Genomic DNA, 13,260 nt, shown 5'->3' with positions numbered 1-13,260 from the left:
AGGTGTACTAGATATTCAGCCGTTGATATACCTGCTCTAGATATTGGAGATGGTGTTGGGGATCAAAACAAGCTACTATTTCTGCGGCAGATAACTTATCACTAACACGACTGTCTTGGCTAATTAATTCACGAAAATTGCCATCTGGCTGATTCCATGCTTTATGAGCATTTTCTTGTACCAGTGCATAGGCTTCTTCCCGGCGCATTCCTTTTTCTATCAAAGCCAATAATACCCTTTGACTGAATACAACACCACCATAGCAATTCATATTTCGAGCCATATTTTCAGGGTAAACCAGGAGATTTTCTACCAAACCTGTCATTTCCTTAATCATAAAATGGGTTAGAATGCAAGCATCTGGCAACATTATTCTTTCTACAGAACTGTGAGAAATATCTCTTTCATGCCATAGTGCCACATTCTCAACCGCAGCCACAGCATAGCTCCTAATCATTCGTGCCATCCCTGTTAATCTTTCAGAGCGGATGGGATTACGTTTGTGGGGCATGGCGCTAGAGCCTTTTTGACCCTTAGAAAAGTATTCTTCTACTTCCAAGACATCAGTTCTCTGTAAATTGCGAATTTCCACTGCAAAACGCTCAATTGATGCAGCTAGTAATGCTAATACTTGCACATAATCTGCATGGCGATCGCGAGAAATAACCTGAGTAGAAGCTGTATCTGGTTGTAGACCCAATTTTTCACAAGCGATCGCTTCTACCCTCGGTTCCACATTTGCATAAGTCCCCACAGCACCAGAAATTTTACCTACAGCAATAGTTTCCCGTAAGCGAGTTAGACGTTGTTGATGGCGTAAAACTTCAGCTAACCAGCCAGCCAACTTAAAACCAAAGGATATTGGTTCCGCATGAATACCATGGGAACGACCAATCATTACCGTATGGCGATGTTCCCCAGCCTTTTTACGAATTGCTTCAATCAAATCTTCGAGACGCTGTAACAATAAATCCAAGCTGGAAACTAATTGTAATGCTAAAGCAGTATCTAGAACATCTGAGCTAGTTAACCCCAAATGTATGTAACGTCCCGCATCACCTACATATTCATTAACGTTTGTCAAGAATGCAATGACATCGTGGCGAACTTCAGTCTCGATTTCCAGTACCCGTTTGGGATCAAAATTAGCCTTTGCCTTAATCTCTGCAACTGCTTCTTTAGGAGTATAACCCAACTCAGCCTGTGCTTCACATACAGCAATTTCCACTTGGAGCCAAGTTTCAAGTTTATAGGTATCAGTCCAGAGATTGCCCATTTCCGGCAAAGTATAACGCTCAATCACAGTTCGCCACAGAGTACATACAACCGTCATATTGTACAGTTAAGTCGGACTATACAAACAAATCCAGCTAGTTAGCTCATAATATTTATTCATCTAATTTCAAATCCTCCTAATCCTTCTGGCTGTTCGTATTCAACTACCACATTTTCCACAACAGCAGCAGGTGGTCCTTGATGACACCAGCGAATCATCTGCTCTACTGTACTATGCCAGCCTTCAAATACTGCTTCCACTCGACCATCAGGAAGATTACGCACCCAACCACTTAATCCCAGTTTACTGGCGAGCTCCACCGTTGCATAGCGATAACCTACTCCTTGCACTCGTCCTGAGATGAATACATGAACACGGACAATAGAAGAATTTTCTGGAGAATTTTGCACTACTCAACCTCATCGCTTGAAAATTTTTAGAGCTGGAGAACCTCTATAATTTTGACTTATTTTGAGGATTTGATTGATGTTAACCATAGTTTAGCAACATCATGGTTATTAATGCTGGTAAAATTTATCGAGGTTAGTTAATTCTTATATATATGTGAAAATCATGATTAAACTTGCCATATCTTAAACCCTATTTTCGGTTGCTATTGATGTTATGTCTAACCTGCCACCGCTCACAACAGAAACGATCTGGGCAATCCTCAATGAAGAAATTGATAATGCCACAGTCAACCACTTGGTATGGAATTACTTGGGTTATCGCTATGATCCCTCAACTGAGAATTGGAATCTTGATCAAGTCTCTCCAGAATGGCGGGATGAATATCCCCAACCACCAGATTTTATTGCCAGTCGCCCTGCAACAGTTAAATTGACTCGCTCTATCCCCAAAGAAAATAAACAATTACTCAAAGAAAAATTAGGCTTTCAAGGGTATAAAATAGGCGAATTTGGCCCGGTGCAAACTCGTAGAGCTACTGCTGCCAACTGGTTATTAAATTATATGCAGCAAAAAAAACTCGATCATTGAAATTAATATCATATTCGCTTAACTGTGATATGATGATAGACTGCTGCATAAATTTATATTCATTATTCATGGAATTATGGCTCTGACGCAACAGCAAAAACAAGAAATATTTTCACAATACCAAATTCACGAAACTGATACCGGCTCTTCTGATGTTCAAGTTGCGATGTTGACTGAGCGAATTCAACGTCTCAGTACTCACCTGCAAGCAAATAAGAAAGATTATTCTTCCCGTCGAGGATTATTAAAACTTATTGGTCAGCGCAAGCGCCTTTTGGCATATATTAATAAGCATAACCGAGAACATTACCAAGCATTGATCCGTCGTCTAGGTATTCGTGGATAATTGATTTTGCTTATGTCTGCAGAATCTGAAGAAAATCGGTTACCTTTTGAGCCGAATAAAAAACGTCAAAAGTCAGCCAAACCTAAGGCTGAAACAGGAAAAAATCTGAATAAATCTGAGAAAAAGCCAGCAGATACAAAGAAAGTATCTAGTAAACAGAAAAAACAGCCAAAAAAGCCTGCTTATACTAAAGAACAACTGGCAATTCCTCGGGTTGTGAGCCAAAGAATGATGAGGCGAGTCGCTGCCTTTTGTGGTGTACCAACATTATTAGGTATTTCCACTCTCATTGTTAGCTATTTGCTCTTGATCTACACCGATATCAAATTACCTCCAATTTCAGTCCTGTTGCTGAATTTAGGCTTCTTTGGTTTAGGAGTTGTGGGAATTACCTATGGTGTTCTCTCCGCTTCCTGGGAAGAAGGTAGAGCTGGAGGAATTTTTGGTTGGCAAGAATTCAATACCAATAGGGAACGCATGGTAACTGCATGGCGTGAGAGCAAACAAAAAAAAGTGTAATTAATAGCGTCCAGATATCAATTTTTTAATATTGGGTATATAGGTAACTAAGTGTTGACATTATTAGGTATTTATGTTGGGATGATAAACCCATTTTATCAACATTTGATAACATAAAATACGCCTAAATGTGAATCAATAATGCCCAGCCGATAGTCAGGATTTGAACGATATTGACTTATTTACGCCTTTCCAGGCTCTAAGTCACATAAGCCGTAAAATTATCTCCAGAATCCTGATACCCAATTTTATTAATTATTAAGTTAAGTCTGGGCGTGATTTTTTGTATAAGATACTATAAAATTATAAAAAATATTTGTTTTTGAAATATACTCTCAATTATGATGTTTTGAAAAGACGCGTAGGTCTTGTTAACATCAACTAGCTTTTTTACCTAGCTTCAATTTTTGATACAGGCACATTTAAAACAGTCAGGGAATTTAACATGATTGTAGTAATGCGAGTAGGTTCTCCGGAAGTAGAAATTAGCCGAATTACTGATGAACTCAGTAGTTGGGGTCTGACACCGGAGAAAATTGTTGGTCAGCACAAAGTAGTTATTGGTCTAGTTGGTGAAACTGCCGATTTAGATCCGTTGCAAATTCAGGAATTTAGTCCCTGGATTGAGCAAGTATTACGGGTCGAAAAGCCTTATAAACGAGCTAGTCGCCAGTATCGTCACGGACAAGCATCTGATATCGTAGTCAACACACCTGAAGGACCTGTGGTATTTGGTGAAAATCAGCCTTTGGTGGTGGTTGCTGGACCTTGCTCCGTTGAAAACGAGGAGATGATTATTGAGACAGCCAAACGCGTTAAGGCTGCGGGAGCCAAGTTTTTACGGGGAGGAGCATATAAGCCTCGCACCTCTCCTTATGCTTTCCAAGGACATGGTGAAAGTGCCTTAGAATTATTGGCAGCAGCCAGTAAAGCTAGTGGACTAGGCATCATTACAGAAGTGATGGATGCTGCTGACTTAGAAAAAATCGCGGAAGTTGCTGATGTAGTCCAGGTGGGAGCAAGGAATATGCAGAATTTTTCCTTGCTGAAGAAAGTTGGGTCACAACCAAAACCAGTATTGCTGAAGCGGGGAATGGCAGCAACTATAGAAGACTGGTTAATGGCTGCGGAATATATTTTGGCATCAGGAAATCCCAATGTGATTTTATGCGAACGAGGAATCCGTACCTTTGACCGCCAATATACCCGTAACACTCTGGATTTATCGGCTATTCCAGTATTGCGGAGTTTAACCCACTTACCAATTATGATCGATCCCAGCCACGGTACAGGATGGTCATCCTATGTACCCTCAATGGCAAAAGCTGCGATCGCTGCTGACTGTGATTCTTTGATGATTGAAGTACATCCTAACCCCAGCAAAGCGATGTCTGATGGACCTCAATCCCTGACACCAGAAGCATTTGACAGTTTAATGCAAGAATTATCCGTGGTGGGTAAGGCTATGGGACGCTGGCAGCAACCAGCTGCAGCTGTAGTATAGCTATAGCTAGCCAAGTTAGGACATTTTTCAATTGACAGTCCTTTAGTCGAACAATACTGTCCTAACCAATATGTCCATTGCTACATAAGCTGAGAACATTAATTATCTGTTGATGGAATTAATCGGTAAGGCGGGCGATCAATATACGATCCCCGCCTTTTCAGTTGGAAGTTGGAAGATATTTAAATGAGGAAGGAATTAAGGTAGTTACACCTCGACTACTTTGAGAACTGTAGTTTTCTGCCAAGACTTAGAGATTGCTTCTTTACTTCGCAATGACGTATCGAAATAAGTAGAAACTCCAGGTTTTAATATGGGCGAGGTTTACAACTATTTAGTCGGATATAATATCACTCTTCACTTTCCCTACTATTATCTTCTCCTTCTGCTACCAAAACCAGTTGAACGACGGCGAGTGGTAGAGCGACGATTGCTACCGAAGCCAGTATTAGAATTGCGTCTTACAGAACGAGATTTACCAGAATTTTTGAGTTTACTACTACCAAAACCGGAACCAGTACTACGGCTACCTGTTTGTTGCCTGGTACGCACATTAGAATTTGTAGGAGAAGACCTACGAATCGATCCCGTTTTTCGGAAAGTTGTACGATTTCTGACTGCTGCGGGTGGTTCATTGTAACGTTGACGATAACGATCCACTGCCACATTATAGCTTCTGCCATAACCACCATAACCAGTGAGAACTCCACCTGGTTGATAAACAGGTGGTACATAATACTGGGGTCTAAATAATAAACTACCCAGAGCTTGACCTGCTAATGCTCCAGCAAAGGGTGTCCAGAAGTTACTTTCCCGTCGTACAATTACCGTTTCTTGTTGACCTGTTTGGGGATTGGTCTTGGTTTCGGTGACGTTATGGACGTACTCTATTTTAAAATCTTCTGTCAGGTAGAGAACTGGTTCTCCGCTATCTACCTTTAAGTAAGTTTTGTCACCTTGTTTAATTTGTTCATCTGTTAATCGTGCCATCTGCAACTTATCAGTTGTATAAGTTGGCTTGGGACTATTGAGTAAGAACAAGGTATAGGCACCATTCCCGTCATTGTAACTAGCTTGTTGGACTGGGTACTGACCATCACTTATTCTAGTTTTAGTAACTTCTGTGGCTTGGTTATTGCTACTAGTTCGACTGGTAGTTTGACTCACATTACCACCACAAGCTACGGTGGTAACGCATAAACTCAATGTTAATAAAACTACTGTAAATTTACGTAAAATTTTCATCATCATTTCATTACGATCCCTTTCTTGAGCTTAACAATTTGTCTGGGCTTATGGTCAAGTAGGGACTACCTCACCGATTTCGGGAGTCAAAACAATTTTAGATTTTAGATTTTGGATTTTGGATTGACTCAATCCCTATCTTGTAAACGGGAGTCAAAATAATTTTGGATTTTGGATTTCGTCAATCCCGATTTTGTGAACATGGTGGATACAAGTGGTTCGTTTGTTCTACTGTAGGAAAAATCTGTTTTGTGTGAACCACTAGTTTCACAATAATTTTATCAAGCGATCGCAGATTGAATCTTAGAGAGGAAGTTATCTCCAAACAGAATAATCCGTTATGGCTTCTATTTTACTGAATGAAGTTACAAGGGGATCAACTCTGGGTAATACTGAATCAATTGGTCGTTGGTCAATTCATCTCCAAACCTAGCTGGAGAAAAATGTACCTGAATGGCTTGTAATTGATTATTATAATTGAGATCAATTATGGCTTTTAATCCAGCCTTGAGTGCTTGTATGTCAGCCAGGTTGGTTTCTAATTCTTCTAAGTCCCCTTCATAAGCCACTGTAATCATTACTACTACATTACGGGTTGCTGGTAAGGATAAGGGATCGTCTTCATCTACTTCAACATAACCAGGTTCACTAAGATAACGTTGAGCAGAATCGGTAAATAGCTCATTTACATAATCTCCGGCTTCACCTTCATCCCAAAATATATCTCCTTCATTGGCAGCAGATAACCAACTTTCATCATATTGCAGTAGGACTTGGCAAATTTCTACTAGTCCTTCTCCTAAAATGTCTAAATCGCCATCAGCATCTATTGCCTCACGAGCTGCATTATTTAATACTCCTAAAATAGGGGCAATTTCTGAGCCGCTTAAATGTATAAATAATCGACAAACTACATAGCGAGTCCGACCCATCATTTTGTTAAATGCATTCCGCATAGTTCACTCCTCTTAATTGTGTGGATATCAAAAATATAAATCATTGATTGAGATGATGAAAACTTTTAATAAAATCAATGGTCGTATTAAAAGCAGGGATAATTATATTATCTTTATCCTCTTCCAAACTATTTTTCAACAAATAATTTAATTGAGCATTATGTTGAAAATACCTACCAAAATGAGGATGACTATAAACAATTAATTTTTTGTTACTTGAGTTCGTGAGAATTGTTTGAGTAGGAGCTTGAAAGAATTTGATTTTTTCAGTTAATTTGAGAATCTTTTGTTGACTTTTGATAGTGCTTACTTGTTCAATCATGCATTCCATCATAGTATTTAATTCTTGCAGCATTTCCGCATATTTAATACCTAGATAGTAAGTTTCTTTCCCAGATATCATCTCCAAGATAGAACAAATATTCTGATGAGTAGGGGCAGCATTGAGAAAGGGAAGAATAGTAATATAAGCCATAGGGAATAAGGCGCGATCGCTATCAACATTAAAAGTAAATACTGTGCGCCGCAATCCAATTTCCATAGTGGGGGGTTGTTTAATTACTGGATATTTTCGGGCGATTTGGAAATAAGCTCCAGCTAGGGCAAAATTGGCTTGGGTGTCTAAAGCTTGATCAACAATAATTTTAATAGTGGGTGGAGTCTGATTAAAAAACTCGTGTAATTCTTCTAAATAAAAATTTTGGATCATTGAGCCATCGCCCTGAGGACTAAGATCGATCCATTCACAGATGATTTCATCAGTTTTGAGACCAAATCTAGAAGTACCATATAGTTTTGACGCTGTCAGGGTAGCTCCTGTTAAATCTGCACCGATCCACTCAGCATTAATCAATGTTGCTTGATTTAAATTGGCATGAACCAGACTTGCATTAGCTAAATTCGCATGACTCAAATCAGCACCTGCTAAATTAGCTCCACTCAACTTGGCTTCACTTAAATTTGCCCAACAGAGATTTGCACCAGTTAAATTTGCCCACCGGAGATTTGCACCAGTTAAATTTGACCCACTCAAGTCTGTATGACTCAGGTTGGCTTGTCGCAGTTCAGCCCCTTGCATATTCGTAGCACTGAGATTGGCTCTGTTTAAGTCTGTACCATGAAGATTTGCTTCTGTTAAGTTAGCACCATCGAGAATAGCATCTTGCAAGATAGCTCCTGATAAATTGGTCTTAATCAATTTAGCTTGGCGTAAAGTAGCTTCTCGCAAATCAGCACTACTGAGATCAGCATCCATTAAATTGGCGTAACTGAGATCGGCACGAATTAACTCGGCACGGATCAGGGAGGCTTGTTGTAATTGGGTTCCATTGAGATTGGCACGAATCAGGTTAGCAACATTGAGAATAGTTTTATGTAAAATAGCTTCCTGGAGATTTGCACCATGTAGTCTGGCTACATTTAACTTGGCATGACTTAAGTCGGCTTGATGGAGATCTGTGCCACTGAAATTCACAATACTCAAATTACTATGAGCGAAAATTATTTGACTGAGTTTGGCTCCACTGAGATTAGCCTCAGCTATATTAATATTCCTAAAGTCTCTAATGCCAATTTCGTATTTTGCCAACAATTCTTCTATAGTCATGCAAATTACCTCACTCCAATGCCAATTTAGATAAATTTAGCTGAAAACAGCAAGAAGCCCCACATCCTACCCGATAGGGAGGTGTGGGATGAATTGTGAGGTAAAAACGAAACACCCTGCAATTGTATTAAGCCGTAGGCTTAACAGGTTGTGGGGTAGTTGAGTTTTTACCAATATCCTGCTCGGGAAGCGTATCAATAAAATCTTCAATAATACGAGTCATTGATTTATCTTGATTGACGCTATATAAGCGTAGTTTATTCATCCTTCTGTCACTTAATCTTAAATCTAATCTATTTTTCTTCATATTACCCAGATCATGTCTGTACATTAATGATAATATACACAGAGGTCGAACAACAAGGTTAAATCAATGAGAATTTCATACCAGTACCGAATCAAACCAAATAAAAAGCAGCGAGAAATTATTAACAATACGCTCGATATGCTTCGTTGTCAGTATAATTATCAGCTTGCTCAACGATTCAACTGGTATGAGCAAAATCGATGTTGTATTGATAGATGTTCTCTTCTTTGTTATTTACCTGAGCTTAAAGACAAACCAACTTATTACAATCAAAAAGTATCTTTAACACAGCTTAAAAAAGACAGACCTTGGTACAAAACTATCCATAGTCAAGTATTACAGGAAGTTCCTAAAAAAGTTGAAATAGCTTTTGATAGATGGTTAAAAGGTGATTGTAACGGGAAGAAATCAGGTAGACCAAGATTCAAGGGTGTGGGGCAATACAAAACTTTCACTTATCCCCAATTCAAGCGACATCATTTTGTCAGTAATAAAATTACATTATCAAAAATTGGAGATGTCAAAGTAATTGTTCATCGTCCTATCCCTGATGGGTTTGATATCAAAACAGTATCAGTCACGAAGAAAGCTGATGGTTATTATGTAACTTTAAGCCTTGATGACAAATCTGTACCTACTGTTAAACCTGATTTTAATCCTGATAATATCGTGGGTATTGATGTCGGATTAATTGATTTTTATGTTGATTCGGATAATAACCATGTCTCTGCACCTAAACATTTGCGTAAATCTGAACGTAAATTGAAGTCAGCACAGCGTAAAGTATCTCGCAGAAAAAAGGGCTCTAATCGACGTAAAAAAGCAATTAAAAAATTAGGCAAGCAGCATAAAAAAGTTGCTGATACCCGTAAAAATTTTCATTTCAATACAGCTAAAAAACTGCTAAATAAATATGATATTGTAGCAGTTGAAAAATTAAACATCAAGGGACTTGCTAGAACACGATTGGCTAAGTCTATTCATGATGCCGGATGGGGTCAGTTCTTATCAATACTGAAAAACAAAGCCGAGAATGCTGGTTTATCAGTAATAGAAGTTTCTCCAAACGGTACAAGCCAAGAATGCTCTAACTGTGGTCATAAGGTGAAAAAGTCCCTATCTCAAAGAATACACAATTGTCCGGTATGTCATACCAGTTTGTGTAGAGACTTGAACGCGGCAATCAACGTCAGGAAGCGTGGGACGCACGCCCTGAATAAAAAAGCTCAGTTAATGTCCTCATAGAGGAGTCGCTGAGAAGCCCACACTCACCCGTTGGCGCAAGCTTGCCCGAAGGGCTTAGGGGAGTGTGTGGAGTACGTCACAATGTAAAGCTCAGGAATTAATATGAAAATTGGGATTGTCGGATTGGGACTCATAGGTGGCTCCTTAGGGTTTGACTTGCGATCGCACGGGCATTATATTCTAGGAGTTAGTCGTCGTCCATCTACCTGTGAAAAGGCGATCGCTATGGGCTGTGTAGACGCAGCTGGGGTGGAAATGAACTTACTAACAACTGTGGATGTGGTATTTATTTGCACACCCATAGGGCTTATTGTTCCCAAATTTGCAGAGTTAATTCATTATTTACCTACAAGTTGCATTATTACTGATGTGGGTTCGGTAAAAGCGTCCATAGTCCAAGGGATGGCTCCTCATTGGCAAAACTTCGTCGGGGGTCATCCCATGGCTGGAACGGCGGATAGTGGCATAGAAGCGGCACAGAGGGATTTATTTGTGGATAGACCCTATGTACTCACACCTACGGCTATAACCCCTAAACCTGTAATTGAAGTGATAGAAGGATTGGTGAGTCAGTTGGGATCAAAAATTTACCATTGTTCTCCAGAGGCTCATGATTCAGCAGTTAGTTGGATTTCCCATTTACCAGTTATGGTTAGTGCTTCTTTGATCACAACTTGTATGGGAGAAAGGAATCCTCAAGTACTAGAATTGGCTCAAAACTTAGCTAGTTCTGGTTTTCGAGATACTAGTCGTGTGGGTGGTGGCAATCCAGAATTGGGTATGATGATGGCACGGTATAATCGCCAAGCATTATTGGCATCTCTACAGCAGTACCGTCACCATATCGATGCAGCAATAGATATGATCGAACGAGAAGATTGGCAAGCTTTAGAAGAAAAGTTGGCTTCTACCCAACAAGCAAGACCATTATTTACAGAGTAATTGGATTCAGGGAACAGGGGGCAGGGAGTAGGGAGTAGGGAGCAGGGAGCAGGGAGCAGGGAGCAGGGGCAGGGAGCAGGGAGCAGGGAGCAGGGAGCAGGGAGCAGGGAGCAGGGGGCAGGGGGCAGGGAGCAGGGAGTAGGGAGCAGGGAGCAGGGAGCAGGGAGCAGAAGAAGATGTAGCTTATTTACCTGCAATCAACTGTAATTTGAGTGCTACGCTCCCTACCTTTTACTTTTTATCGCAATGGACATATTGGTTAGAACAATATTGTTCTACTCAAAAACTATCAACTATCAACTATCAACTATCAACTATCAACTATCAACTTTACCTTTTACTTGATTAACAGCTGCTCTTAAATTACCTTGGTTTTCTGAGAGTAATTTAGAGCCTTCTGCCTTGGATAAATTAGTCCAATGCATCAACAGGGCTAATTTTACCCATTTACCACTGCGTTCCAATAAAAACCCTGCTGCTTCTCGAGTTAAACCAGTCAAGTCCTGTAAGATGCCCAAAGCGCGATCGCGGAGTTTATGATTTGTGACTGCCACATCCACCATGCGGTTGCCATAAACCTTGCCTAAACGTACCATAACGCAAGTAGAGAGAATATTTAAAGCCAATTTTGTCACCGTACCAGCTTTCAAGCGGGTAGAACCAGCCAAAATTTCTGGTCCAGTTAACAGACGAATATCCACATCAGTTTCACAAGAAACCTGGGAACTAGGTACACAAGCCATAAAAATAGTGGCTGCACCCCTTTGACGGGCTGCTTGTAAAGCACCGTGGACAAAAGGAGTTGTACCCCCAGCAGTAATCCCTACGACCACATCTAACTGGGTAATATGCCGTTGAGCGATCGCTTCAGCTCCATCCTCAGCCCGATCCTCTAAATCTTCCGAACTACGTACCAGCGCCCCAGCACCCCCAGCAATAATCCCTTGTACCAACTCTGGAGGGGTACAAAAAGTCGGCGGACACTCAGCAGCATCTAATACACCTAATCTCCCAGAAGTTCCGGCACCAACATAGAACAAACGCCCACCTTGGCGGAGGCGTTCGGCAGTAATGTCTATTGCCTTAGCCAACTCATTTTTAGCCTCAGCAACTGCTGTTAGAGCCTTTTGATCTTCACTATTAAATAATTCTACTAATTCCAGGGAAGGGAGCTGATCCAGATTGAGACTATTGGGGTTAACTTGCTCAGTTAAAAGATGTCCGCGTGACTGTAAATTTGTCATTTTCCTCATCATTTGCTATGGGAAACCCGTCTAAATATCATGTCCGGTTAAATACTTATCATTATGGCTGCAAGGGAGCAGGGAGTAGGGAGCAGGGAGAAGGGGGCAGGAGGAGAAAGAGTTGGGGCAATTTTTGCATGGATGGCAATATCATAAGTAATTAGGCGGACATGATATAAAATGCTGGCTCCTCAAGACTATACTGTCCTCAAAATCCAGAATCCAAAATCTAAAATCTAAAATGGTATTACACTTCAAATGTTTTTCAGGGGTTTTTTGATCAGCCATTGGTTGATTAACCTGGTATTTTCCGTCAATCCCCAGCCTGTCTTGAGAGTTACAAATATATCAAAAAGAGAATAATTTATTACAATAGTCCTTCTAGCTTGCGACGAATATTATCCAATTCAGCATCAGACATTTCCTGTTCCGTTGAAGCTTCAGTGTTAACCTGCTTTTCTTGGTTTTCTGTTTGCCAGTCAGTTTCTTCTACATTGAGTTCTGGAGGTAAAACTAATGATTGATCATTGGCTGGGATCAATTCATACTCATAACCAGCGCCTTGACAAAATTCCTTAATTTCCTCATCATCAATTTCTTCTACCGAAGGGCTGGGAAAATCCTGAGCTTCTAGTTGTAGGGCAAAACGGGTAGCATCATCTTCAGATTCAAACATGAGAATTTTGTTGCGACCACCTTCCCGAATCGTGTGAATCCCTTCATTTTCACTACCGGCATTGAATAATAACACAAAAACACGCATGAGGGCAATCATCCATCCTTAGTAATTATCTAGTTAATTTATTAACCTTAAAAGCTTATTGGTTGAACTCCTTGGACAGTAGAAGAAAAACAATCATCCTACTTATCTATATGTTGTACATGTTGCATTAAATTTGGGGTGAGAACAATTTGCATTTTTTCAAGTGACTTTATATATTGTCATACGAATCACATTATTTTGTGGTCACTCTATGACACACATATTTCTTAACAATCCCATTATATTTTTGAGTAATCAGTAGAAAAAAACAGCACAGGTGTAATTTAGGGCTTTTAATACAGATAGTT

General features: G+C 40.0%; 14 protein-coding genes. 6 read left to right on the top strand and 8 right to left on the bottom strand.

The window, feature by feature from the left end; translation table 11 throughout:
• Positions 1–7 precede the first annotated feature (7 nt).
• Both purB and CALSC_RS04050 read right to left on the bottom strand, forming a co-directional pair.
• The gene (gene purB, locus CALSC_RS04055) at positions 8–1,303 is read right to left on the bottom strand and encodes an adenylosuccinate lyase (protein ID WP_088240134.1); all 1,296 of its coding nucleotides are present in this window, start codon (positions 1,301–1,303) and stop codon (positions 8–10) included.
• An 89-nt stretch (positions 1,304–1,392) separates the two neighbouring features.
• Positions 1,393–1,686 (bottom strand): acylphosphatase, encoded by a 294-nt coding sequence (locus CALSC_RS04050; protein WP_088240130.1) that lies wholly within the window; start codon positions 1,684–1,686, stop codon positions 1,393–1,395.
• A gap of 214 nt (positions 1,687–1,900) precedes the next feature.
• On the opposite strand from CALSC_RS04050, the gene CALSC_RS04045 reads away from it, so the two are divergent.
• From CALSC_RS04045 to aroF, 4 genes are all read left to right on the top strand, one after another.
• Positions 1,901–2,275, top strand: coding sequence for a DUF1823 family protein (locus CALSC_RS04045; protein WP_088240129.1), 375 nt, complete (start codon positions 1,901–1,903; stop codon positions 2,273–2,275).
• A 76-nt stretch (positions 2,276–2,351) separates the two neighbouring features.
• Positions 2,352–2,621 carry a 30S ribosomal protein S15 gene (gene rpsO / locus CALSC_RS04040; RefSeq protein ID WP_088240128.1) on the top strand — a complete coding sequence of 90 codons (270 nt, stop codon included), beginning with the start codon at positions 2,352–2,354 and terminating at the stop codon, positions 2,619–2,621.
• A gap of 12 nt (positions 2,622–2,633) precedes the next feature.
• The gene (locus CALSC_RS04035) at positions 2,634–3,140 is read left to right on the top strand and encodes a PAM68 family protein (protein WP_088240127.1); all 507 of its coding nucleotides are present in this window, start codon (positions 2,634–2,636) and stop codon (positions 3,138–3,140) included.
• Between the two features lie 445 nt (positions 3,141–3,585).
• Positions 3,586–4,644, top strand: coding sequence for a 3-deoxy-7-phosphoheptulonate synthase (gene aroF / locus CALSC_RS04030; RefSeq protein WP_088240126.1), 1,059 nt, complete (start codon positions 3,586–3,588; stop codon positions 4,642–4,644).
• A 372-nt stretch (positions 4,645–5,016) separates the two neighbouring features.
• On the opposite strand, the gene CALSC_RS04025 is transcribed toward aroF, so the two are convergent.
• The 4 genes from CALSC_RS04025 to CALSC_RS04010 form a co-directional block, all read right to left on the bottom strand.
• Positions 5,017–5,895 (bottom strand): hypothetical protein, encoded by an 879-nt coding sequence (locus tag CALSC_RS04025; RefSeq protein ID WP_088240125.1) that lies wholly within the window; start codon positions 5,893–5,895, stop codon positions 5,017–5,019.
• Between the two features lie 359 nt (positions 5,896–6,254).
• A complete protein-coding gene (locus CALSC_RS04020; protein WP_088240124.1) occupies positions 6,255–6,845 on the bottom strand; it encodes a DUF1517 domain-containing protein in 591 nt (196 codons plus the stop codon).
• Between the two features lie 40 nt (positions 6,846–6,885).
• A complete protein-coding gene (locus tag CALSC_RS04015) occupies positions 6,886–8,451 on the bottom strand; it encodes a pentapeptide repeat-containing protein (RefSeq protein WP_088240123.1) in 1,566 nt (521 codons plus the stop codon).
• A gap of 127 nt (positions 8,452–8,578) precedes the next feature.
• On the bottom strand, positions 8,579–8,758 hold the full coding sequence (locus tag CALSC_RS04010; RefSeq protein WP_088240133.1) for a hypothetical protein: 180 nt from the start codon (positions 8,756–8,758) through the stop codon (positions 8,579–8,581).
• A gap of 66 nt (positions 8,759–8,824) precedes the next feature.
• Here CALSC_RS04010 and CALSC_RS04005 point away from each other — a divergent pair, with 66 nt between their 5' ends.
• Both CALSC_RS04005 and CALSC_RS04000 read left to right on the top strand, forming a co-directional pair.
• The gene (locus tag CALSC_RS04005; RefSeq protein WP_088240122.1) at positions 8,825–10,003 is read left to right on the top strand and encodes an RNA-guided endonuclease InsQ/TnpB family protein; all 1,179 of its coding nucleotides are present in this window, start codon (positions 8,825–8,827) and stop codon (positions 10,001–10,003) included.
• A 102-nt stretch (positions 10,004–10,105) separates the two neighbouring features.
• The gene (locus tag CALSC_RS04000; RefSeq protein ID WP_088240121.1) at positions 10,106–10,945 is read left to right on the top strand and encodes a prephenate/arogenate dehydrogenase; all 840 of its coding nucleotides are present in this window, start codon (positions 10,106–10,108) and stop codon (positions 10,943–10,945) included.
• 317 nt (positions 10,946–11,262) lie between these two features.
• Here CALSC_RS04000 and murQ read toward each other — a convergent pair whose 3' ends face one another.
• Positions 11,263–12,189 (bottom strand): N-acetylmuramic acid 6-phosphate etherase, encoded by a 927-nt coding sequence (murQ, locus tag CALSC_RS03990; RefSeq protein WP_088240119.1) that lies wholly within the window; start codon positions 12,187–12,189, stop codon positions 11,263–11,265.
• Between the two features lie 367 nt (positions 12,190–12,556).
• Entirely contained in the window at positions 12,557–12,952 is a 396-nt protein-coding gene (locus CALSC_RS03985) for a DUF3110 domain-containing protein (protein ID WP_088240132.1), read from the bottom strand.
• Positions 12,953–13,260: the final 308 nt, after the last annotated feature.

The organism is Calothrix rhizosoleniae SC01, from assembly GCF_900185595.1.
In the GTDB taxonomy this organism is placed as follows: Bacteria; Cyanobacteriota; Cyanobacteriia; order Cyanobacteriales; family Nostocaceae; genus Calothrix_A; species Calothrix_A rhizosoleniae.
This window is presented reverse-complemented; position numbering and strand designations above follow the sequence as displayed.

What these genes read in the sequence shown, in the direction of transcription:
- CALSC_RS04015 (WP_088240123.1), bottom strand. Translation starts at nt 8,451, where the DNA reads ATGACTATAGAAGAATTGTTGGCAAAATACGAAATTGGCATTAGAGAC.
- CALSC_RS04010 (WP_088240133.1), bottom strand. Translation starts at nt 8,758, where the DNA reads ATGAAGAAAAATAGATTAGATTTAAGATTAAGTGACAGAAGGATGAAT.
- murQ (WP_088240119.1), bottom strand. Translation starts at nt 12,189, where the DNA reads ATGACAAATTTACAGTCACGCGGACATCTTTTAACTGAGCAAGTTAAC.
- CALSC_RS03985 (WP_088240132.1), bottom strand. Translation starts at nt 12,952, where the DNA reads ATGCGTGTTTTTGTGTTATTATTCAATGCCGGTAGTGAAAATGAAGGG.
- rpsO (WP_088240128.1), top strand. Translation starts at nt 2,352, where the DNA reads ATGGCTCTGACGCAACAGCAAAAACAAGAAATATTTTCACAATACCAA.
- CALSC_RS04000 (WP_088240121.1), top strand. Translation starts at nt 10,106, where the DNA reads ATGAAAATTGGGATTGTCGGATTGGGACTCATAGGTGGCTCCTTAGGG.
- CALSC_RS04005 (WP_088240122.1), top strand. Translation starts at nt 8,825, where the DNA reads ATGAGAATTTCATACCAGTACCGAATCAAACCAAATAAAAAGCAGCGA.
- aroF (WP_088240126.1), top strand. Translation starts at nt 3,586, where the DNA reads ATGATTGTAGTAATGCGAGTAGGTTCTCCGGAAGTAGAAATTAGCCGA.
- CALSC_RS04020 (WP_088240124.1), bottom strand. Translation starts at nt 6,845, where the DNA reads ATGCGGAATGCATTTAACAAAATGATGGGTCGGACTCGCTATGTAGTT.
- CALSC_RS04025 (WP_088240125.1), bottom strand. Translation starts at nt 5,895, where the DNA reads ATGATGATGAAAATTTTACGTAAATTTACAGTAGTTTTATTAACATTG.
- CALSC_RS04045 (WP_088240129.1), top strand. Translation starts at nt 1,901, where the DNA reads ATGTCTAACCTGCCACCGCTCACAACAGAAACGATCTGGGCAATCCTC.
- CALSC_RS04035 (WP_088240127.1), top strand. Translation starts at nt 2,634, where the DNA reads ATGTCTGCAGAATCTGAAGAAAATCGGTTACCTTTTGAGCCGAATAAA.